This window comes from Candidatus Bathyarchaeota archaeon, assembly GCA_030739585.1.
GTDB lineage: Archaea > Thermoproteota > Bathyarchaeia > TCS64 > TCS64.
Window position 1 is genome coordinate 80,141 of sequence record JASLYX010000002.1, and the last position, 16,736, is coordinate 96,876.

At 54.3% G+C, this 16,736-nt stretch carries 11 protein-coding genes and 1 other RNA gene; 9 read left to right on the forward strand and 3 right to left on the reverse strand.

What is annotated here, in order from left to right; translation table 11 throughout:
• The first annotated feature begins 235 nt into the window (after positions 1 to 235).
• Positions 236 to 1,318, forward strand: coding sequence for a tyrosine--tRNA ligase (locus tag QGG23_02630; GenBank protein ID MDP6048329.1), 1,083 nt, complete (start codon positions 236 to 238; stop codon positions 1,316 to 1,318).
• On the opposite strand, the gene gap is transcribed toward QGG23_02630, so the two are convergent.
• Positions 1,315 to 2,319, reverse strand: a complete 1,005-nt coding sequence (gap, locus tag QGG23_02635; protein MDP6048330.1) for a type I glyceraldehyde-3-phosphate dehydrogenase — start codon at positions 2,317 to 2,319, stop codon at positions 1,315 to 1,317. The two genes, QGG23_02630 and gap, sit on opposite strands and share 4 nt — an antisense overlap.
• A gap of 276 nt (positions 2,320 to 2,595) precedes the next feature.
• On the opposite strand from gap, the gene dnaG reads away from it, so the two are divergent.
• A complete protein-coding gene (gene dnaG, locus QGG23_02640) occupies positions 2,596 to 3,831 on the forward strand; it encodes a DNA primase DnaG (GenBank protein ID MDP6048331.1) in 1,236 nt (411 codons plus the stop codon).
• Positions 3,832 to 3,881: 50 nt separating this feature from the next.
• On the opposite strand, the gene QGG23_02645 is transcribed toward dnaG, so the two are convergent.
• Positions 3,882 to 4,562, reverse strand: coding sequence for a nucleotidyltransferase domain-containing protein (locus tag QGG23_02645; protein ID MDP6048332.1), 681 nt, complete (start codon positions 4,560 to 4,562; stop codon positions 3,882 to 3,884).
• Between QGG23_02645 and QGG23_02650 the strand changes: the two genes are divergently transcribed.
• Entirely contained in the window at positions 4,524 to 5,465 is a 942-nt protein-coding gene (locus tag QGG23_02650) for a site-2 protease family protein (GenBank protein ID MDP6048333.1), read from the forward strand. The genes QGG23_02645 and QGG23_02650 overlap by 39 nt on opposite strands.
• Positions 5,466 to 5,506: 41 nt before the next feature.
• Positions 5,507 to 5,820, forward strand: an RNA gene (gene ffs, locus QGG23_02655) — signal recognition particle sRNA.
• 355 nt (positions 5,821 to 6,175) lie between these two features.
• Here the strand turns inward: ffs and QGG23_02660 are convergent.
• Positions 6,176 to 7,072, reverse strand: coding sequence for an SDR family oxidoreductase (locus QGG23_02660; protein MDP6048334.1), 897 nt, complete (start codon positions 7,070 to 7,072; stop codon positions 6,176 to 6,178).
• 647 nt (positions 7,073 to 7,719) lie between these two features.
• Here QGG23_02660 and QGG23_02665 point away from each other — a divergent pair.
• The 5 genes from QGG23_02665 to QGG23_02685 all read left to right on the forward strand — a co-directional run bounded on the left by QGG23_02665 (position 7,720) and on the right by QGG23_02685 (position 16,727).
• Complete coding sequence (locus tag QGG23_02665) at positions 7,720 to 9,012, forward strand: DNA double-strand break repair nuclease NurA (GenBank protein ID MDP6048335.1); 1,293 nt, start codon at positions 7,720 to 7,722, stop codon at positions 9,010 to 9,012.
• Positions 9,009 to 10,583, forward strand: a complete 1,575-nt coding sequence (locus tag QGG23_02670) for an ATP-binding protein (GenBank protein ID MDP6048336.1) — start codon at positions 9,009 to 9,011, stop codon at positions 10,581 to 10,583. Before QGG23_02665 ends, QGG23_02670 begins: the two co-directional genes overlap by 4 nt.
• A gap of 692 nt (positions 10,584 to 11,275) precedes the next feature.
• A complete protein-coding gene (locus tag QGG23_02675; protein ID MDP6048337.1) occupies positions 11,276 to 12,517 on the forward strand; it encodes a metallophosphoesterase family protein in 1,242 nt (413 codons plus the stop codon).
• Positions 12,514 to 14,577 (forward strand): SMC family ATPase, encoded by a 2,064-nt coding sequence (locus QGG23_02680; GenBank protein MDP6048338.1) that lies wholly within the window; start codon positions 12,514 to 12,516, stop codon positions 14,575 to 14,577. The genes QGG23_02675 and QGG23_02680 overlap by 4 nt, the downstream gene beginning before the upstream one ends.
• Positions 14,578 to 14,771: 194 nt before the next feature.
• On the forward strand, positions 14,772 to 16,727 hold the full coding sequence (locus QGG23_02685) for a molybdopterin-dependent oxidoreductase (GenBank protein MDP6048339.1): 1,956 nt from the start codon (positions 14,772 to 14,774) through the stop codon (positions 16,725 to 16,727).
• Positions 16,728 to 16,736: the final 9 nt, after the last annotated feature.

Sequence of the window (16,736 nt, forward strand, 5' to 3'; positions counted from 1 at the left end):
ACGACGCACCATACAGACAAACCCCGTTGAGGGAAGACCCAGTGAACCGGGGTCCACCAGCTATGGTACAGGGGGGCAGGGCGGGCGCCGGAAACCTCATAGATGAGAGAGCTCGGCCGAGTGGGGCGCAGCCCCGACCGTGACGTCGTGAGTTTGCTAGGAGGGACAGGGGCGCCTGCCCTCAACCCTTAAATCAACGCCGACATCAACAGATACCAATTCCGAGGTTAAATCAATGGATACTGAGACTCGACTCCAACTAGTCACCCGCAACCTTCAGGAGATCATAACCAAGAACGAGCTCAGAAATCTTCTCGAGACCAACCAGCACCCCCGGGGATACGTGGGCTTCGAGCCCAGTGGCCTTATGCATGCTGGCACCGGCCTTATCGTAGGCCAAAAGATGCGCGACTATGCAGACGCTGGTTTCCACTTTATCATCTACCTCGCTGAGTGGCACGGCTGGATTAACAATAAGATGGGAGGTGTCCTAGAGAATCTTTCCACCGCCGCAGAATACTTTAAGGACTGTTTCACTGCCCTAGGCCTGCCCGAAGGGAAAGTTGAGTATCTCTGGGCCTCTGACATTGTAGACACTAAGGACTACTGGGAGAAGGTGATCCGGGTCATGAAGTTCACAAGCCTCCGTAGGACCCTCCGGGCCATGCCTATCATGGGCAGAAGCGCCGACTCCGTCGATGTGGAGTCTAGTTGGGCCCTCTACCCCGCTATGCAGACCAGCGACATATTCCAGATGAACCTAGACTGTGCATGTTCCGGCATGGACCAGCGCAAAGTTCACATGCTCGCCCGGGAGGCAGCCCCTAAGTTGGGCTTACCGCCCCCCGTTTGCCTCCACAACCCCCTCCTTCCCTCCCTTCAGATCACTGAGGCTAATGGGAGCTTTGATGATAACACTAACATTAATGCGAGTATCAAACACAAAATGAGTAAGAGCGTTGGCAAAGGTGCCCTATGGATAAATGACACCTCTCAGGAAATCCGGGAAAAGTACAGGCAAGCCTATTGCCCCCAGAAGGTTGTTACAGGCAATCCTGTCATGGACCACGCACATATGCTCGTATTCCCCCATTACCATCAGCTCGACATCCAACGATCCAGCAAGTACGGCGGAAATATTACCTACCACAGCTTCGAGGAGCTTGCTAAAGCGTACGGCAAGGGAGACCTTCACCCCCTCGATCTCAAGAACGGCGTTTCAGCTGCAGTTACCAAGCTCATCCAGCCAGTCTCGGACTATTTTGAGAACAAACCCGAGAACTTGCAAGCCATGCGCCGACTTCAGGTCACCCGCTAACCCATCGACTCAGCTAAACGTTTCGCCATTTCCGCGAGACGGCACGCGTACCCCCACTCATTATCGTACCACGCCACTACCTTCACCAGCTGTCCCCTCGCCCGCGTTAGGGGACCATCCACCACGGCGCTCAATGGATTATGGATATAGTCCCCTGAGACCAAGGGCTTCTCTGTATAACCCAGCACCCCCTCGAGTTCCCCCTCCGATGCCTCTTGATATACCTTATTCACTTCCTCAGCGGAGGTCTCATCCCGGAGAATACCGGTGAAATCCACCATCGACACCGCGGGGACAGGCACCCGATACGCAATGCCATCAATCTTGCCGTCCAGCTCCGGAATCACCTTTCCGATAGCCCTCGCCGCCCCCGTCGTGGTAGGAATGATATTAGTCGCCGCATTACGGGCCCTCCTGAGATCCTTCTGAGCTCTATCCAACAACGTCTGAGTATTAGTGTAGGCATGGATCGTATTCATGAACCCAGATTCCACCCCAAATTCATTGTGAATGACCTTTACCATAGGGGCGACACAGTTAGTTGTACACGAGGCATTAGAGACGATCACATGCCTCTCAGGATCATAGAGATGATCATTCACTCCCATCACCACAGTGAGATCCGGATCATCTGCCGGAGCAGAGATCAACACTTTCTCGGCCCCTGCCTCGAGGTGCTTTAAGGCCCCCGCCCTATCTCTGAACCTTCCTGAGGCCTCAATAACTAGCCTAACCCCTAGGTCTCCCCAGGGGAGCCTCCCGGGATCCGACTCGTACAGCACCCGGAGTTCACTCCCATCTACAATGATACAATCCCTCTCAACCTCTAACGTGAAAGGCAGCGCACCATGGACACTATCATACATCAAGAGATGGGCCATCGCCCTGGCATCTCCTCGATTTACTGCAACAAAATCAAGATCGAGTCCTAGCTCTAGGGCAGCCCGATATGCCAATCTCCCCGTCCTACCAAACCCATTTATACCAATACTAACGCCCATCTAGAATCCACAGCAACCTTTCTCCCCATTCCTGATTAACTTTTTTAAGAGCTTGGGTTCGATAAGGTTTTTATTTGGGGGGTGATGCTTATTCTCAGGGTGTGTAAAAATCACCTATCACTCTCATAGCAGGGACATCGATTGATTCCTCATGGAATGGAGCCTCGAGCCCTCATTAGTACACGAAGGGTTTGATACCATCAAACCCAGAGAACTCGACACGAGGACAAGGGTCATCTGCAATAGGAGTGAAGTAATGTATAAAAGTGAAAATAGATGGGTTCAAAGGAGAAGTTAAGCCCAAAATATCTTATCGAGGCCAACTTCATTGTTGAGGGTGTCGTAGAGCACCATGATGTAATAGGCGCAATTTTCGGTCAGACTGAAGGGCTGTTTCCAAAAGAGTTTGAGCTTCGGGAGCTACAAAAGTCCGGCAAGATAGGGCGTATCGATATCACACTGAAGTCAGAGAAGGACAGGACGGAGGGAAAGATCTCCGCTCCGTCGAGTCTGGATCGGGCGGAGACGGCGATCATCGCAGCTGCGATGGAGTCTGTGGATAGAGTGGGTCCTTGCGGTGCGACCGTGAGTATCGTCAAGATCTCAGATGTCCGCGTGGATAAACGAGATCAGATCCTAAAGAGAGCTAAGGAGCTGATGCGTGGCTGGGTCGTCAAAGAAGGTCAAGATATTGAAAAGCTCTTGAGCGAGGTCTCTCGGGTAGATAAAAAGATCAATCCAGTGTATTATGGTCGGGAGAGATTGACGGCAACGCCTAACATCTCGAAACTGAAGGAGATCATCGTAGTAGAGGGTCGAGCTGACGTGATCAACCTGCTAAAAGCAGGGCGGACTGGGGTGATCGCTCTTGAGGGGGTGAAGATTCCTCGGACGATAATCAATTTGGTGAAACGTAAGGAGATCACAGCATTCTTGGATGGTGATCGGGGTGGGGATCTGATCCTGAAGGAACTATTACAGGTGGCCAAACCGGCTTATGTGGCTCGGGCGCCTTGGGGTAAGGAGGTTGAAGATCTGGAGCCGAGTGAAATTGATGCTGCCTTGGCAGCTCGGGTGCCGGTTTCTGAGGTAGAGAAACCCTCCGACTTTGCTAAGCGGGCTCCTGCTAAGCGGGCTCCTGCTAAGCGGGCTCCTGCTAAGCGGGCTCCTGCTAAGCGGGCTCCTGGGAGAAAGCATGTTCCCCCAGCTTCATCTGAGCCGCCTTTGGACCTAGGTCCGTTTGGCGGGATCGCAAAGGAACTTGAGGGCACGCTAGAGGCGATTCTGCTGGGTTCCCGCGGGGATGAAGTGGGACGTGTGCCTGTACGAGATCTTGTAGAGGATCTCCGGAAGCGTGAAGGCATCAGGACTGTGGTCTTCGACGGGATCGTGACGGGGCGCCTTGTGGATGCTGCCGTGGAGCGAGGCATCACGATTATCGTAGGGGAGCGTTTGGGCGACGGCGTCCGGGTTCCCCGAAAGTTGACAGTCCGACTTTTTAAGGACTTTTAACTTGGATTTTCCCTTATCTTTTTTGTTTTTCGGTTCTTTCTCTTCTAGGTTTATAATCGCTGTCTTCTTCGGAGAGAGGGGCGTATTCTGGCTAGTTTCTGGTAGACGTCTCCGAAGCCTTCTTCGGGGTGGAGGATTCGTTGGATATAGACTCCTGTACGACCGATCTTTTTGCGGCGTTGAAGGGTGCGGATCCTGTTATGGACTGCAGTGACGCTTATGCCTAGAGCTTTGGCAGTGAATCCCTCGCGGCCTGAGACCGCTCTTTCTAGGTGGCCTTGGGGTGTAGGGGTGATAAGCTTGAGGGCTTTGGTGACCCCGGGGACCCTATTATCGTTACCAAGATGGGAATTGTCGACGGATCCTGCAAAGCTGTAAAAGTCCCTTTCGTGACTGCGCAGGGGGACCAGGGGGAGACTGTAGCTTCGGTCTTGAGCGGTGTGGATATATGCTTTTGCCGCGTAGTTAGGGGTGGCCTGAATGATCATCCTGAGTGAAATGCTGGTCTCGGCCTCGATGAGGGTCTCGATTATGGAGGGTGCTGGTGGGTTGGGGATGATAATGTCGATGTCGCTGGTAGGTTTGACGTCACCTCTTGCGATACTGCCATAGGCGAGGGCTTGGATGTGCCGTTGGTGGAGGGGGCGCATCATTTCTAGGGCCTCGTCCCTGAGACTATTGAGGAGGTTCCAATGGCTGGCCGTGTAGTAGGTCTCGATGCCTTCGGTCATTTTCAAGTTATATTTATGAGGGTGGGTGTTTTATTTCTTAGTCTTTGCGGTGAGGGGTTGGAGCTCAGCAGCGTCCAGAGTCTAGGGCTTATTGTTGTGGCGTGGTTTGTATTCTACGGCATTGTGAAGGTCCTGCGGCTTGAGAGATATGGTGTGGATCTACATCCACTGTTTGCTCTGGTCAAATCGACGAGGTTGAACTCGTTTCTGCTGCGGGTGGGAGGTTGGCGTCCGGGGTTCTGGAGGGCGTTGGGGAATATGGGGGTCGTGTCTTTCCTGGGGCAGGTGGTCTTCCTGACGTGGATGCTGGTCCAGAATCTATTCAAGTTCGTGTATGTTCCTGAAAAAGCGTCTCCCATGATGCCTCTGATCCCTGGGGTGACCATCCGTTTCTCTAACCTCCCCTGGTTCTTGGCTGCTGCGGGCGTAGTTATTCTGATGCACGAGTTGGCGCACGGAGTGCAGTGTGTCGTGGCGGGAGTGAGGGTGAAATCTGCTGCGCTGCTGTTGGCCGTGATAACCTTCGGGGGGGCTGTGGAGCCTGATGAGGATGATATGAAGGCAGCACCGCTGTTGTCAAGCCTTAGGATCTTCGCCTTCGGGAGCTTCGTAAACTTAGTGATGGGGGTCTCTCTGATCCTGTTTTTCTCCTTGTGGCGGGGCACATTACCCTTGGCTATGGGGGCCTTCCTGAACTGGCTGTATTTTATATCGACTAATCTGGCACTGGTGAATATGCTACCGGTGTATCCTCTGGACGGGGGTCAGATGCTGAGGGCTTGGCTGTCGACTCAGGAGGGCTGGATGGTCAGGGGGGAGAGGCTAGTGCGTTATGGTTTCTTAGCATTGATGGTCTCGAATCTGGTGTTGAGTTTAGCACGCTTCGGGTTGGTACCATTCTAGGCGGTTGACTTTTATCGTTGGCCACGGCTTTCTTTGATGCAGTGGCGGGTAGGATCGGGAGCTAGCCCTGCCCTTTGCCCCAGTACGGGCTACAGGGGGGTCAGTAACTCTGGGTTGGTTCGGTTGATGTTTCCGTTATGCTCCTGGCACCTCGTGGATGGCCTGCCCCGTGGGGCCGGCGGTTGTCCACTATGTCCCCGTAGGGGGGCATGGTGGCGGTAGTCGGGCGAATCGGTCAGGCCCGGGAGGGAGCAACCTAAACCCGGACGTTGGGTGCTCGCGGGTTTCCGGGCCGGAGGGGAGCCTGGGGTCTCTGGCGGGAGGTTGATATCGAGTCGGTCTAGGGGGCCGTCGCTGCACCTCCCGGTTTGTTGGGATGAGATTGTCTTGAGTTATTTCTCATTCTTTTAGCGCAGTTTCTGTACAAGTAGAGAATTATATTTTTTATTAGATGCCGTTACTGAACCGAGGCCTAGATAGATGCAACAGTTGATAAAAGAAAGAATTCCCACGCCAATTAAAAGACTCCCCGAAGAAGCATGGGTTTGATCTGATGTTCTTTATGCCCATATTAGGGGTGATCTAAAACCCTGGGATTGTGTTGATCTCATAAGAGCTCAAGGATAACTACCTCTAATGTATGCTAACTGTGCGCTGGTTCAAATCTACCACCTTCATTATATTCAAGCCTGAATGATATGAGGCGTCAGTTAGCTGAACTTTTTCTCCTTGAAGCCGCCCTCGGGGGTCTGGTATCTGACCGTCTCTGGCCAATCAATGGGCGTGTAGACAGACTGAATGTGCTTGCCCTTATACCGTTTGATAGCGGCTTCTTTCCCCTCCTCTCTAAGGACCTCGGCCAGGGTCTTTGTTAGCAGTCTCTGACCTGTTATTCCGCTTCCATCCTGCAGCGCGAGGAAAACCCAAGCGTCCTTGAAGAAGCGGACCATGGAGTCATCATCAGCGTACAGTTTCCTCACTGAGTCTGGTAACTCCTCCGCTGCCTCTATGGTAAGGGCAGTTGGCTTGAGCCTCAACCCTGGGGGAGATGCCACGTTGAGGCTATTAACGGCTATATTGTATTCCTTTAGCTCGAAGGCGAGGGCCTGGGTTAATCCCTCGAGGCCGTATTTGCTGGGGCAATAGGCTAGTTGGGCGAGGCTGGCTGACTCAGCCGATCGACTTGTGATGTTTATGATATTGCCCCCGCCCCGTTCCTTCATAGAATGCAGGAATGCCAAGGTGAGGGCGAACGGGGCCCTCAGGTTGATACGCATGATGTTGTCCCAGTTCTCCATGGTTTCATCCTCTATAGTCAGCCAGGAGTTCGTGGCCGCGTTGTTTACTAAGACGTCAAGACCCCCGAAGGCATTGATAACCTCATCGTGGACCCGCCGTACACCGCTATCAACGGAGATGTCAGCAGGCACCGTGAGCACCCTCCCACTGACCTTCTTTATAGCGCGCTCCGTCTCTCGGAGTTCATGGATGCTCCGGGCAACTGAAACCACCTTCGCCCCCTCCGAGGCAAAGGCGATGGCGAGGGACTTGCCAAAGCCTCTGCCTGAACCCGTGACCATCACTACTTTTCCCGATAAGCGATTCATGTAAAAGTAATCCATTTTTCGATTTAAAAACCATTTAGATTTGGCGCAAGCGGCTTGCGAAAGACCCAAAGGTCTGGTCTTACGTTCATACTATTATGTGCATGTGTTTTTGAGAATGTGAGGCGGTGAATAAATAATGTTTACCCGAGATTTATGAATGAAAAAAGGATTAATTGGCTGCAGACCTCTATCTACTCGGCTATCCTGTGGAGGCCCCCCCGAACATTCTTAGGTTCACTATATTGACTGTCTTCCTGACGGCCTACCGCTCTTCTCTGAGCTTCTGGCCTCTCTCATTCACTCAGATCTTTGCAGTCGTCTGTTGTAGTGGGATTCGTTTATGTACGCGGTGATCCTATGTCTTTGGGTGGGTTGCCCATATTCTCCCTTCTTCTGATCACTTTGACCCCGTACTCATCGAGGTCTCTTTGAACCACGTGGAGACTTGATCTAAATCGCTTTCCAAGAGCCTATTCTCATTGTTCAACCTACCGATATAAATCTTGGAGAAGTTGGTATCCCCTATTTCCGCGCGCTCGAGGAAAATGTACCCTCTAAATGGAGTCTTCGCATCTCATAGAGCTGGGGCACTTTAACCTACCTCTCAAACATATAAGTAAAACTCGCACAGAATTCCCTGAAAACCTATGTCTGGTGTAAGTGACCTTTTTTTTGACGAGTTCTACGCCGAGCTCGAAACAGCAATGGAGGACTACGTTAACCTCGAGCACGACCTAGAGCCCCCCCGCCTCGCAGACGAACTCGCTGACCGATGGCACCCCTACATATTTGGGGACAGGAATCCCGGCGAGGTCCTAATCTCTGTGGACGGAGGGGTCCAGATTAGCAGATTCGCCTACGGGGGATTCGTTGCCGTCGCCCGGGCCTGTGCCCTCACCCATGCTCCTGGGGATGGAAGACGTCTCACTAAGCGGGTCAAGATCCAAATCCAAGAGGTCTATGACAACAGGGACCGGGGTTTCATTCCAGGATACGCCCGAACAATTTCCGAGTATAAGGCCGCGGCAGGGGCGGCGAGGGAGGCCCTGGACAGGGGACTGAAGCCTGTAGTCCTCATGGATGGCTCCCTCTACATGGGGCGTTTCCCCTACGCGACCCGAGAATACCACCACCACCCCTCCCTCATCATCGAACTCCTGGACTCTGTTGCGGACCTCCGCACCCTTGCCAGGAACCACAACTTCCCGCTAGTGGGGATCTCCAAGGACTCTTCTGTATTCTATTTCCACATGGAGCTCCTCAAAGTCGCCCTTTTTAGGGCGGGCCACCCCCGGATCAGGATGCTGGTGGGAGATGCCTCCTCCCCTTTCGATCTCCGATTAAAGCTGGGAATCCTGGAAGAGCAGGACCGAGTAGCCCTGGAGTCTTTTTTAGACAGACGCCCCCTTTGCGACAGCGCCTTGGTCCACCTCTGCACCAAGTCCCAAGGTTACACCCACCCCCTCCTCATCGCCCCCAGCCTCTACCGCTCGGGCTCCGAGGGGGGCGCCCTCTATAAGCGCCTAGAGCTAAACCTCCCCCAGGAGACCGCCGACGCCGTTATCACATCCCTGAGGCGCTTTCTCAGCAGTCCCCCTGTTGCAGTCTTCTACTGGAAGCCCGCCCCGAACTCTCGCCCCTTCAGGGTTGACGTCTCCGGCCACAGCTTGGGTCGTAGCAAGCCTTTGATCCCAAGCGAGGGAAACTATCTCCTTGAGACTCCCGACCACAGATCCATGAAGGGAGTTATAAATCACCTTCACTACTGGTACTGTAATGACGTGGAGTATAACATCCCCCTGAAGCAGGCGGATGTCCTGGCCCACTTTGACCGAAACCTATACACCACCAAATACGAACCTTTTATCATAAATCGCCTTGAGAGGGCAGGAGTGGACATATTGGGAACAAGGCGGAATTTGAGGGAGATGAAGGCATGACAAGGTACGGGGTCATTATAGGTCAGGCGAGGCCCAGTTTCTATGAATTCAACATCGCGGACCCTTCCATTCGTCCTGTTAACTTCGAATACGTCCAGATAGTTCTTGAGGAGCAGTCCCCCGGAGGAGTCCGAAACGTACAGGTCTTGGGCCAGGTAAAGACGCTCTTCAGCCGCCACCCTTTCTACGACCAGCGCACCACTCCAAGCGCCGTCTGGAAGCAGCACGAGCTCGGAGTCGGGGACGAGTTGATGCAGATTATCGCCTCTGTTAAGATTCTTGGGTACATCCACGAGGAAAATGGACACCGCGAGGTCCGCCGTCCTAGGAGCCCCCCCCTACCTGGCACCCCGGTCTATAGGGCAGAAGACAGACTCTTGGAGGAGCTCCTAAACCTAGACGAGGAACAGATCCCTCTTAATGTTGGCCACCTCCTCCATAGGGAGAACATCCCGGTCCCCATTAGCGGTAGGGAGCTTCACCGCCACGCTGCGATCCTAGCTATGACCCGGTACGGGAAGAGCTACTTCTCCGGTCGCATCATCGAGGAGCTCCTCTGCCAGGGGGCAAGTATCCTCACCATCGATGCCCACGGAGACTACGCAAACATGACCCAGGGCCCCGACGGGGGGCTCCACCCCTTCTACCACGACAAAGTCACCGTCTATCGACCCGAGGCCGCAGAGCAGTTCGAGGCACCCCATGCGAGGCCCCTCAGGATCAGCGTCTCAGGCATCGGTTTCAGGGAACTCAGGGCCCTAGCCCAGGTATCCGGGAGCCTCCAGACCATACTCCTCCGTAGGGCCGTCCGAAAGGCCAAGTCGGAGAACCCCCTGTATACCCTAGACGACGTTGTCCGCCATCTCGAGGATAGGATGAAAGACGCGAAGGCTGACCAGGCGGATCGCATCGCCCGGATCGTGATGCGTCTTGAGGACCTGAGCCGCAGGGGTATTTTCACCGACGGGGACCTCGATCTCCCGGCCCTCTTTAAGCCGATGCACATGAGCGACATATTTCTGAGTGGCATGACCGACTACGTCCAAGACGTTATCGTTGGTATGATTCTCCGAAGGGTCTTTGACGCAAAGTTCAAGAAGGAGCCCTGGGCCCGCTCACCGATCTTTATCTTCGTCGAAGAGGCTCATCGCTTTGCAGCTCCCCCCAGTGAAAGGGGAGGACGGTTCAGCAGGGATATTCTAGCCCGCATCGCCGCTGAGGGGGCCAAGTTCGGGGTTTTTCTCACTGTAATCAGCCAGCGACCCAGGCGCCTCGATCCCGATATCCTCGCGAACTGCAGTAACCTTGCGATACTCCGGGTGGTGAACAGTCAGGACCAGCGCACCATCCAGGCCGCAAGCGAGTCCTTTAGTGAAGATCTCCTTGAGGATCTCCCCGCCCTGGAGCAAGGGGAGGCTATCTTGGTGGGGCCCTTCGTCCCCTTACCCGTGATGATCAAGACCGCCACCCGGGAGACTCGTCATGGGGGCAGGACACCAGACATCCACATGCTCCTTGCCGAGGCAAAGGAACGGGTTAACACCAAGATGGATGACGAGCCCCTATACTAGTCTCTCCCATTTTGGACAATTTTTTTTATGTTCACTCAAGTTTTGCTCTTTTTTAAATCGAAAAAAGGTGAGATAGAGCCTCAAGGGGCAAACCCGAATTTGAGTGTAAGGGGCCCCTGCCTATTGACAGACCGAGCCAGCTTAAGTGATCTAAGGTCGAGGTCAGACCCCGACGTCTGGGACAATTTATTTCTAGTATGAATTGCCCTTTTTTTATCCGATCCTTTTCACGCGTTGAGCGGCTAAATGGATCCTTTTGCCTCCGTCTGGGGCATCTGTCCGACGACGGTGTAGAACTTTTGGGATCTAATCGTAAATCTTCCTAGTGATCCAAAGGCCTCGTAGGATTATCGATCTCCACCCTTTTGATCACTCAGTGGCGGCTCCGGTTGAGCATCTTGCAAACTGCCCACTCATCCTGTCAGTTGTACCTACTAGGCATCATCATGAAGACCTCCAGAGCATGGTAGCGTCCACTCTCCTAATCAACCATGAAGCGACGGAGCGCTCTTTCAGGCAGATAAGCACAAGTATCACGTGTTTTGTTTCCCTTCCACGATAACGTGATCCATATCCCCTGGCTGAGCAGCCCGACTGTCCTCAATCCCACGGTGAACCCTTAATTAAATTTTTCAGAGGTTAATCCCCTGAATGAAAATAGATTTAGACGCGAACCTCCCTTGGTGAATGAAATGAGGTTCGCGGTTCTCGCCGACATCCATATCGGTCGCAGCATTCCTCTTGCTATAGCCGAGCATAGGAGATTGGCCTTCAGCAGGGCCTTCACTCAGGCCGTAGACGCTGTTGTCGAAGCAGGCGTCGATTATGTCTTCATCTGTGGAGATCTCTTTGAGCGGCGAACCCTCCGTCCCCACCTAGTTCAGTTTACCCACGACGAGCTCTACAGGCTCGCCAAGGAAACCAAGGGCCGTCACGGGAAGACTCCCAAGATTCTCGTTATCCGGGGCAACCACGACGGTCGCCCCCAGAGCGACGCCCTTGACTACCTTAAGCACCCTCTTGCCGAGTACCTCCACATCTTCGAAGAAGGGAAAGTCACCTACAAGGACGAAAACATCACCGTTGTGGGAATCAACTATTACGACCAGATCGACAGGGCCTACGAGGCATACGCAAAGCCCGCCCTAGAGGAGGCCCAGGGGCTCAAGGTGCTCATGATTCACAGCTTTATCGCCGGGTACAATCTAATCCCCCCCTACAGCTCCAGCCTCTCCCTCGATGTCTTAGCCGAGACTGACTCCGACTACGTTTTCTCAGGCCACTATCACCTGAAATGCCCTCCAAAGCGCCTGCCCAGTAATGGCTGGGTTCTCACGCCGGGGAGTCTTGAGATGTACGATTTCGGTGAACACCCTGAGAAGGGCTTCTATATTATAGATCACGGTGAGGCGCCCAAGTTCACTTGGATCCCCCTTGAACCCCTTCATTTCATGAAGCGGGCCCGAATAGACTCCGAAAGGAGGCAAACCCCCGCCTGGTTCAGCAGAAGGATCCTTGAGGAGGTGAACCTCTTTAGATTAGATCTCGAGAGAACCGGGAAAGAGGGCTATCTAAGGATAAGGGTCCGAGGTCCTCTCCGGGACGGATTACCCGGTGACATCGATCTTGAACCTGTGAATCGCCTCATCCATGACGATCCGAGCCTTCTTTGGGTCGATGTTGACACCATCGGGGTAGAGATGCCCCTCGTGGCTAGGGCCGTGGAGCAGGAGCAAATCGACGTCGCAACATTCTTCGCTCCTCTCGGAGAGTTTGCCGGGGAGATCACTAAGATGCACACCAGGGTCCGGGAGGCCCTCGAGGAGCAGGCAAGTGCCACCACAGGACTCCTCACTGCCAGCCAGAGGGTCTCCCTGGTAGAGGAATGGGTGGGGCACTTCGAGGCAAGAAAATTCAGGGAGGAGGACCTGTGATCGAGGAGCTCACCCTCAGGGGGTTTAAGTCCTACCCCTCGACCCGCACCGAGACGGTATCTTTCACCCGTGGGGTGAATAAGATCGCAGGGCGGAACGCTGCTGGGAAGACCTCGCTCCTCGAGGCGGTCCTCTTTGGTCTCTATGGGGACGTCCCTGGGGTCAACAAGCATGATCTCGTCTCACTTGGTGGGAGCAGCCTCAGCGTTACAGTCAAGCTCAGGAGCCCTCTAACAGGGCATCTTGCTGTTATCCACAGGGAGGGGAGCCTCGCTAAGGATGGAAGCTTCAGAACATCCAAGTCAGTGATGACCGTGGAAGGAGAAGATCACGCCTACACCAGGGAGCGGGACCTCCAGTCTAGGCTCCGGGAGCTCCTCGGCATCGGCCGAAATACCTTTCTCAACGTCGTCTACGCCCAGCAGAAGGAGTTCATCGAGATCCTCAATCCCAACCGCACCAGGATGGACGCCATCCTTGGACTAACCGCCCCCGCCGAGGTCCGGGAGCAGTTCCGGGAGGTGAAGCGTATCCTAGGGGAACGGGGACGGATATCCAAAAAAGGCACATTCCAGGAACGTATCAGAAACGCCGAGGATTCTATCGCAAAGGGCAAGTCCCAACTTAAGGAGGCGATGAACAGGAAGGCCAATCTAGAAAAGGGCCTCGGGGCGATGAGGGACAAGCTCTTTGATGCCAAGGGAAGGGTCAATGACCTTGATATATTCCTCGAGGAGTTCGCGCGCCTCGACAGCCTCCAGGCCGAGATCGAGAAGCTCGAGCTTATCTCGGATGAAAAGACAAAAGACCTTGAGGACATCCAGAACTCCCTGGGGAATTCCCCAGAGGACCGCCTTGACGAGCTCAGGGTTGGGGTGATGGAATGCAAGGCTACAGAAAACCGGCTCCAGAACCTAGTCGACAAGGAACTGGGCGGGGAACGCAGAGACGTGGCGGGTGAGGTCTCACGCCTCAGCCACCAGATCAACGAGCATGTTACCTTCAAGGACAAAGGACTCACCCTTTGCCCCACCTGTGGTCAGGAGATAAACTATACCCTCATCGAGGACGAACTCAAGAAATGGCTAGAGGAGCACACAGAAAAACGTTACCGCCTCATATCCCTTGATGCCGAGATCGAAACCATTCAGGGTCAGGTCAGGGTCACCCGGAGGAAGTGGATCAATGCCGACCGGGAGATATCCGATATTGAGGCCCTCATGGCCCGGGTGAAGAAGCAGACCCACGCTCTGGAGAGGATTTCTAAACAGGCAGCAAGCCTTGAGGCACGCCTGGAGGGAGAATCGGATGCTATTGTCAACAAGGCAGAGGAAGCACTAAACATGACCTTTGCCTCCATCCCCAGCGCCCAGATGAAGCTTGAGGACGAACTTAGGAAGGCGAGGAGTGAACTTGGGGTGCTTCAGAGAGACGTCGGTGGCCGTGAAGGACAGCTCAAGGATTCCGATAGGCAGCTCAGGGAGGTTGAGAGGCGTATAGAGACCCATAAGAGGGTTCTAGGAGAGGCCCAAGTTGTCCTGGGCCGCATTTTGGAGTACGAGGCCAAGCTCAGGGCTCTCGACAGGGTCCAATTCCTCTATGACGAGTACGGGAAACGGCTCAGGGAGAACACTCTAGCTCAGCTCGAGTATCAGACCTATCAGTATTTTAGGCGCCTCACGGACCAACAGCTTTACGGGGCCTGCCGAATCGACAGGGAGCGATATATCTTGGAAGTCTATCTTTTGGGTGGCTCTGGGAAGCTCCCGGCGTGGCGCGCCGGGGGGGGACACCAGAGCCTTTTCGCCCTTGCGGAGCGCCTTGCTCTGCTCCGGGTCATGGGCTTCCCCCATCTCCTCATTCTTGACGAGCCCACCGACGCTGTAGACTCCGAGAATATCCCTCAGCTTCTCGAATATGTCGCGAAGAGTAGCAGGCAGATCGGTCAGGTTTTACTTGTGACCCACCACGGCCAGGGAGAGGAGGAAGGGGTCAATATTATCCGCATAAAGAAGGAGAGCGGTGTATCACGGATAACTCAGGGTCTTGCAACCAGTTGAGGCTATAGCTCTTTCTATCTAAAATAGTGATTAGGATGGTCTTGAAACCTTTTAGCTCCTCAGAGAGTCCCAACCCCATGAGAAACAGCTTTTTCTCCTTTGCCTTCTTGTTTTTTTAAACGGTTCCTGATGATTTGGTCCTTTGCATCCCCAAACAGATAAAATATCCCGCGTCAAACTCTGGGGTGATGACGATGAGAGTCATAAGGACCGCCTGCCCTAGGGACTGTTACGATACCTGCAGCCTCCTGGTCACGGTGGAGGATGGTAGGATCGTCAAAGTAAAGGGGGACCCAGACCACCCAGTCACTCGAGGTTTCACATGCCCCCGGGGCGCTGCCGATATCCAGAGGACATATAGCGGGGAAAGGGTCCTTTACCCTCACGCTAGGACCTTGGACAGAGGATTTACTCGGGTCACTTGGGATGAGGCCCTCGACACGATTACCTCTAATCTAAAAACGGCCCTCTGGGAGCACGGCCCTGACAGCCTCCTTCAACTCGACTACTCAGGGAACATGGGACTCCTCACTGAGCCCTGGGCCCAGAGGCTCTGGAACGCCCTCGGCGCTGCCATTCATGATTCCACTATCTGCAGCGCCTCAGGCCATGCTGGCCTCGCCCTCCACCATGGTCTCACTTACGGCGTCGAGCCTGACGAACTCCAGGAGAAGAGACTCATCGTGTTCTGGGGTTTCAACGCCAAGGTGAGTGCCCCCCACACCTGGGCCCTAGCTGTCAAGGCCAAACACGAGACTGGCACAAAAATAATTGTCGTGGACCCTCGGAAGAGTGACACTGCCGATTCCGCCGACGTCTGGATTGCTCCTAAGCCAGGGAGCGATATCGCCCTTGTCTACGGGATCGCCCGGAGCCTCATTGAGAGGGACCTTATCGATAATGGGTTCCTCAAGGAGTGGACCCACGGTTATGATCAGTTCAAGGAGGAGGCTCTTAGGTGGAATCTGGAAAGAGTTGAAGAGGTTACATTGCTCAGCCCTGATCAGGTGGAGAACCTAGCTGACGCCTACGCTGGCAACAACCCATCCGCCACTATGATCGGCATAGGACTACAGAAGAGCATCTACGGCGCCGACAATGCCAGGGCCGTCGCCTTAATACCCCCCCTCCTAGGACTCCACAGGGGATTCTATTACAGCAGCGGCCAGGGCAGATACTTCAATAAGGGTCTTATCTCTGGGAGCAGCCTCACAACTAAGGAGAGGAGAATCTTCAGCCAAGTGGGCCTCGGCCGCCTCCTCCAGCGGGGTGACATCAAGTTCCTCTATGTCAACAACATGAATCCTGCAATAACCCTCCCCGACCAGGAAGCTTTTCACAACGGCCTCGAACGAAAAGACCTCTTCACTGTGGTCCACGAGACCCACTGGACGGAGACAGCCCGTCACGCTGATGTTGTCCTTCCCGCCCAAACCTACCTCGAGAAAGAAGACCTCGTCCCGGGTTACTCTCATTCCTATATTACGAAATCTAACAGGGTCGTGGAACCCCTTGGGGAGAGCCGAAATGAAACCTGGATCACCATAGAACTTGCTAGGAGACTCGGGCTCAAGGAGGAGTGGCTCTACTGGGACCCATGGCTTGTTCTCAAGGAGGTCTTCAAGGACCAGTTCCTAAATGGGACCTTCGAAGACTTGATGGGGGGCGCAACCCTTAAGCTGAGGACTCGGATCACTTCCGAGTACCAGACCCCAACAGGAAAGTTGGAATTCGTCTCTGGGAAGGCAGTCGAGTCCGGCTTCGACCCCCTCCCTCTGCAGCATTCACTCCCCAGCGAGGAGGGGGGATTTACTTTTCTGACTACAGGGATCCCAAAGTACACCCACACACAATTTCAGGATGTTTACGGCCCTATACCCCCGGTTGTCTGGATTAACCCTAGGGATGCGGAGCGCATGGGAGTCGCAGACGGGGACCCGGTAAGCGTATACAACGAGCGGGGCGCCATCCGAGTTGAGGCCGTTGTGACCGATCGCGTGTCCAGAGGAGTCCTATGGTCTCCGAGGCTACTAAGGGGACTCAAAGGGGAGCTCCAGAACTTGTTGATGCCCGGGGATGTCCAGGCGCTAGGCGGAGGGCCGGTCTTCAACTCCACTATTGTGAACGTGAGTCCCGAAAAAGGGTCCTAGCCTGAATAG

Bases quoted from the DNA above. Each gene is read 5' to 3' on its own strand.
- QGG23_02630 (MDP6048329.1), top strand. From the start codon at position 236: ATGGATACTGAGACTCGACTCCAACTAGTCACCCGCAACCTTCAGGAG.
- QGG23_02665 (MDP6048335.1), top strand. From the start codon at position 7,720: ATGTCTGGTGTAAGTGACCTTTTTTTTGACGAGTTCTACGCCGAGCTC.
- QGG23_02650 (MDP6048333.1), top strand. From the start codon at position 4,524: ATGGCTGGCCGTGTAGTAGGTCTCGATGCCTTCGGTCATTTTCAAGTT.
- QGG23_02660 (MDP6048334.1), bottom strand. From the start codon at position 7,072: ATGAATCGCTTATCGGGAAAAGTAGTGATGGTCACGGGTTCAGGCAGA.
- QGG23_02670 (MDP6048336.1), top strand. From the start codon at position 9,009: ATGACAAGGTACGGGGTCATTATAGGTCAGGCGAGGCCCAGTTTCTAT.
- dnaG (MDP6048331.1), top strand. From the start codon at position 2,596: ATGGGTTCAAAGGAGAAGTTAAGCCCAAAATATCTTATCGAGGCCAAC.
- gap (MDP6048330.1), bottom strand. From the start codon at position 2,319: ATGGGCGTTAGTATTGGTATAAATGGGTTTGGTAGGACGGGGAGATTG.
- QGG23_02675 (MDP6048337.1), top strand. From the start codon at position 11,276: ATGAGGTTCGCGGTTCTCGCCGACATCCATATCGGTCGCAGCATTCCT.
- QGG23_02645 (MDP6048332.1), bottom strand. From the start codon at position 4,562: ATGACCGAAGGCATCGAGACCTACTACACGGCCAGCCATTGGAACCTC.
- QGG23_02685 (MDP6048339.1), top strand. From the start codon at position 14,772: ATGAGAGTCATAAGGACCGCCTGCCCTAGGGACTGTTACGATACCTGC.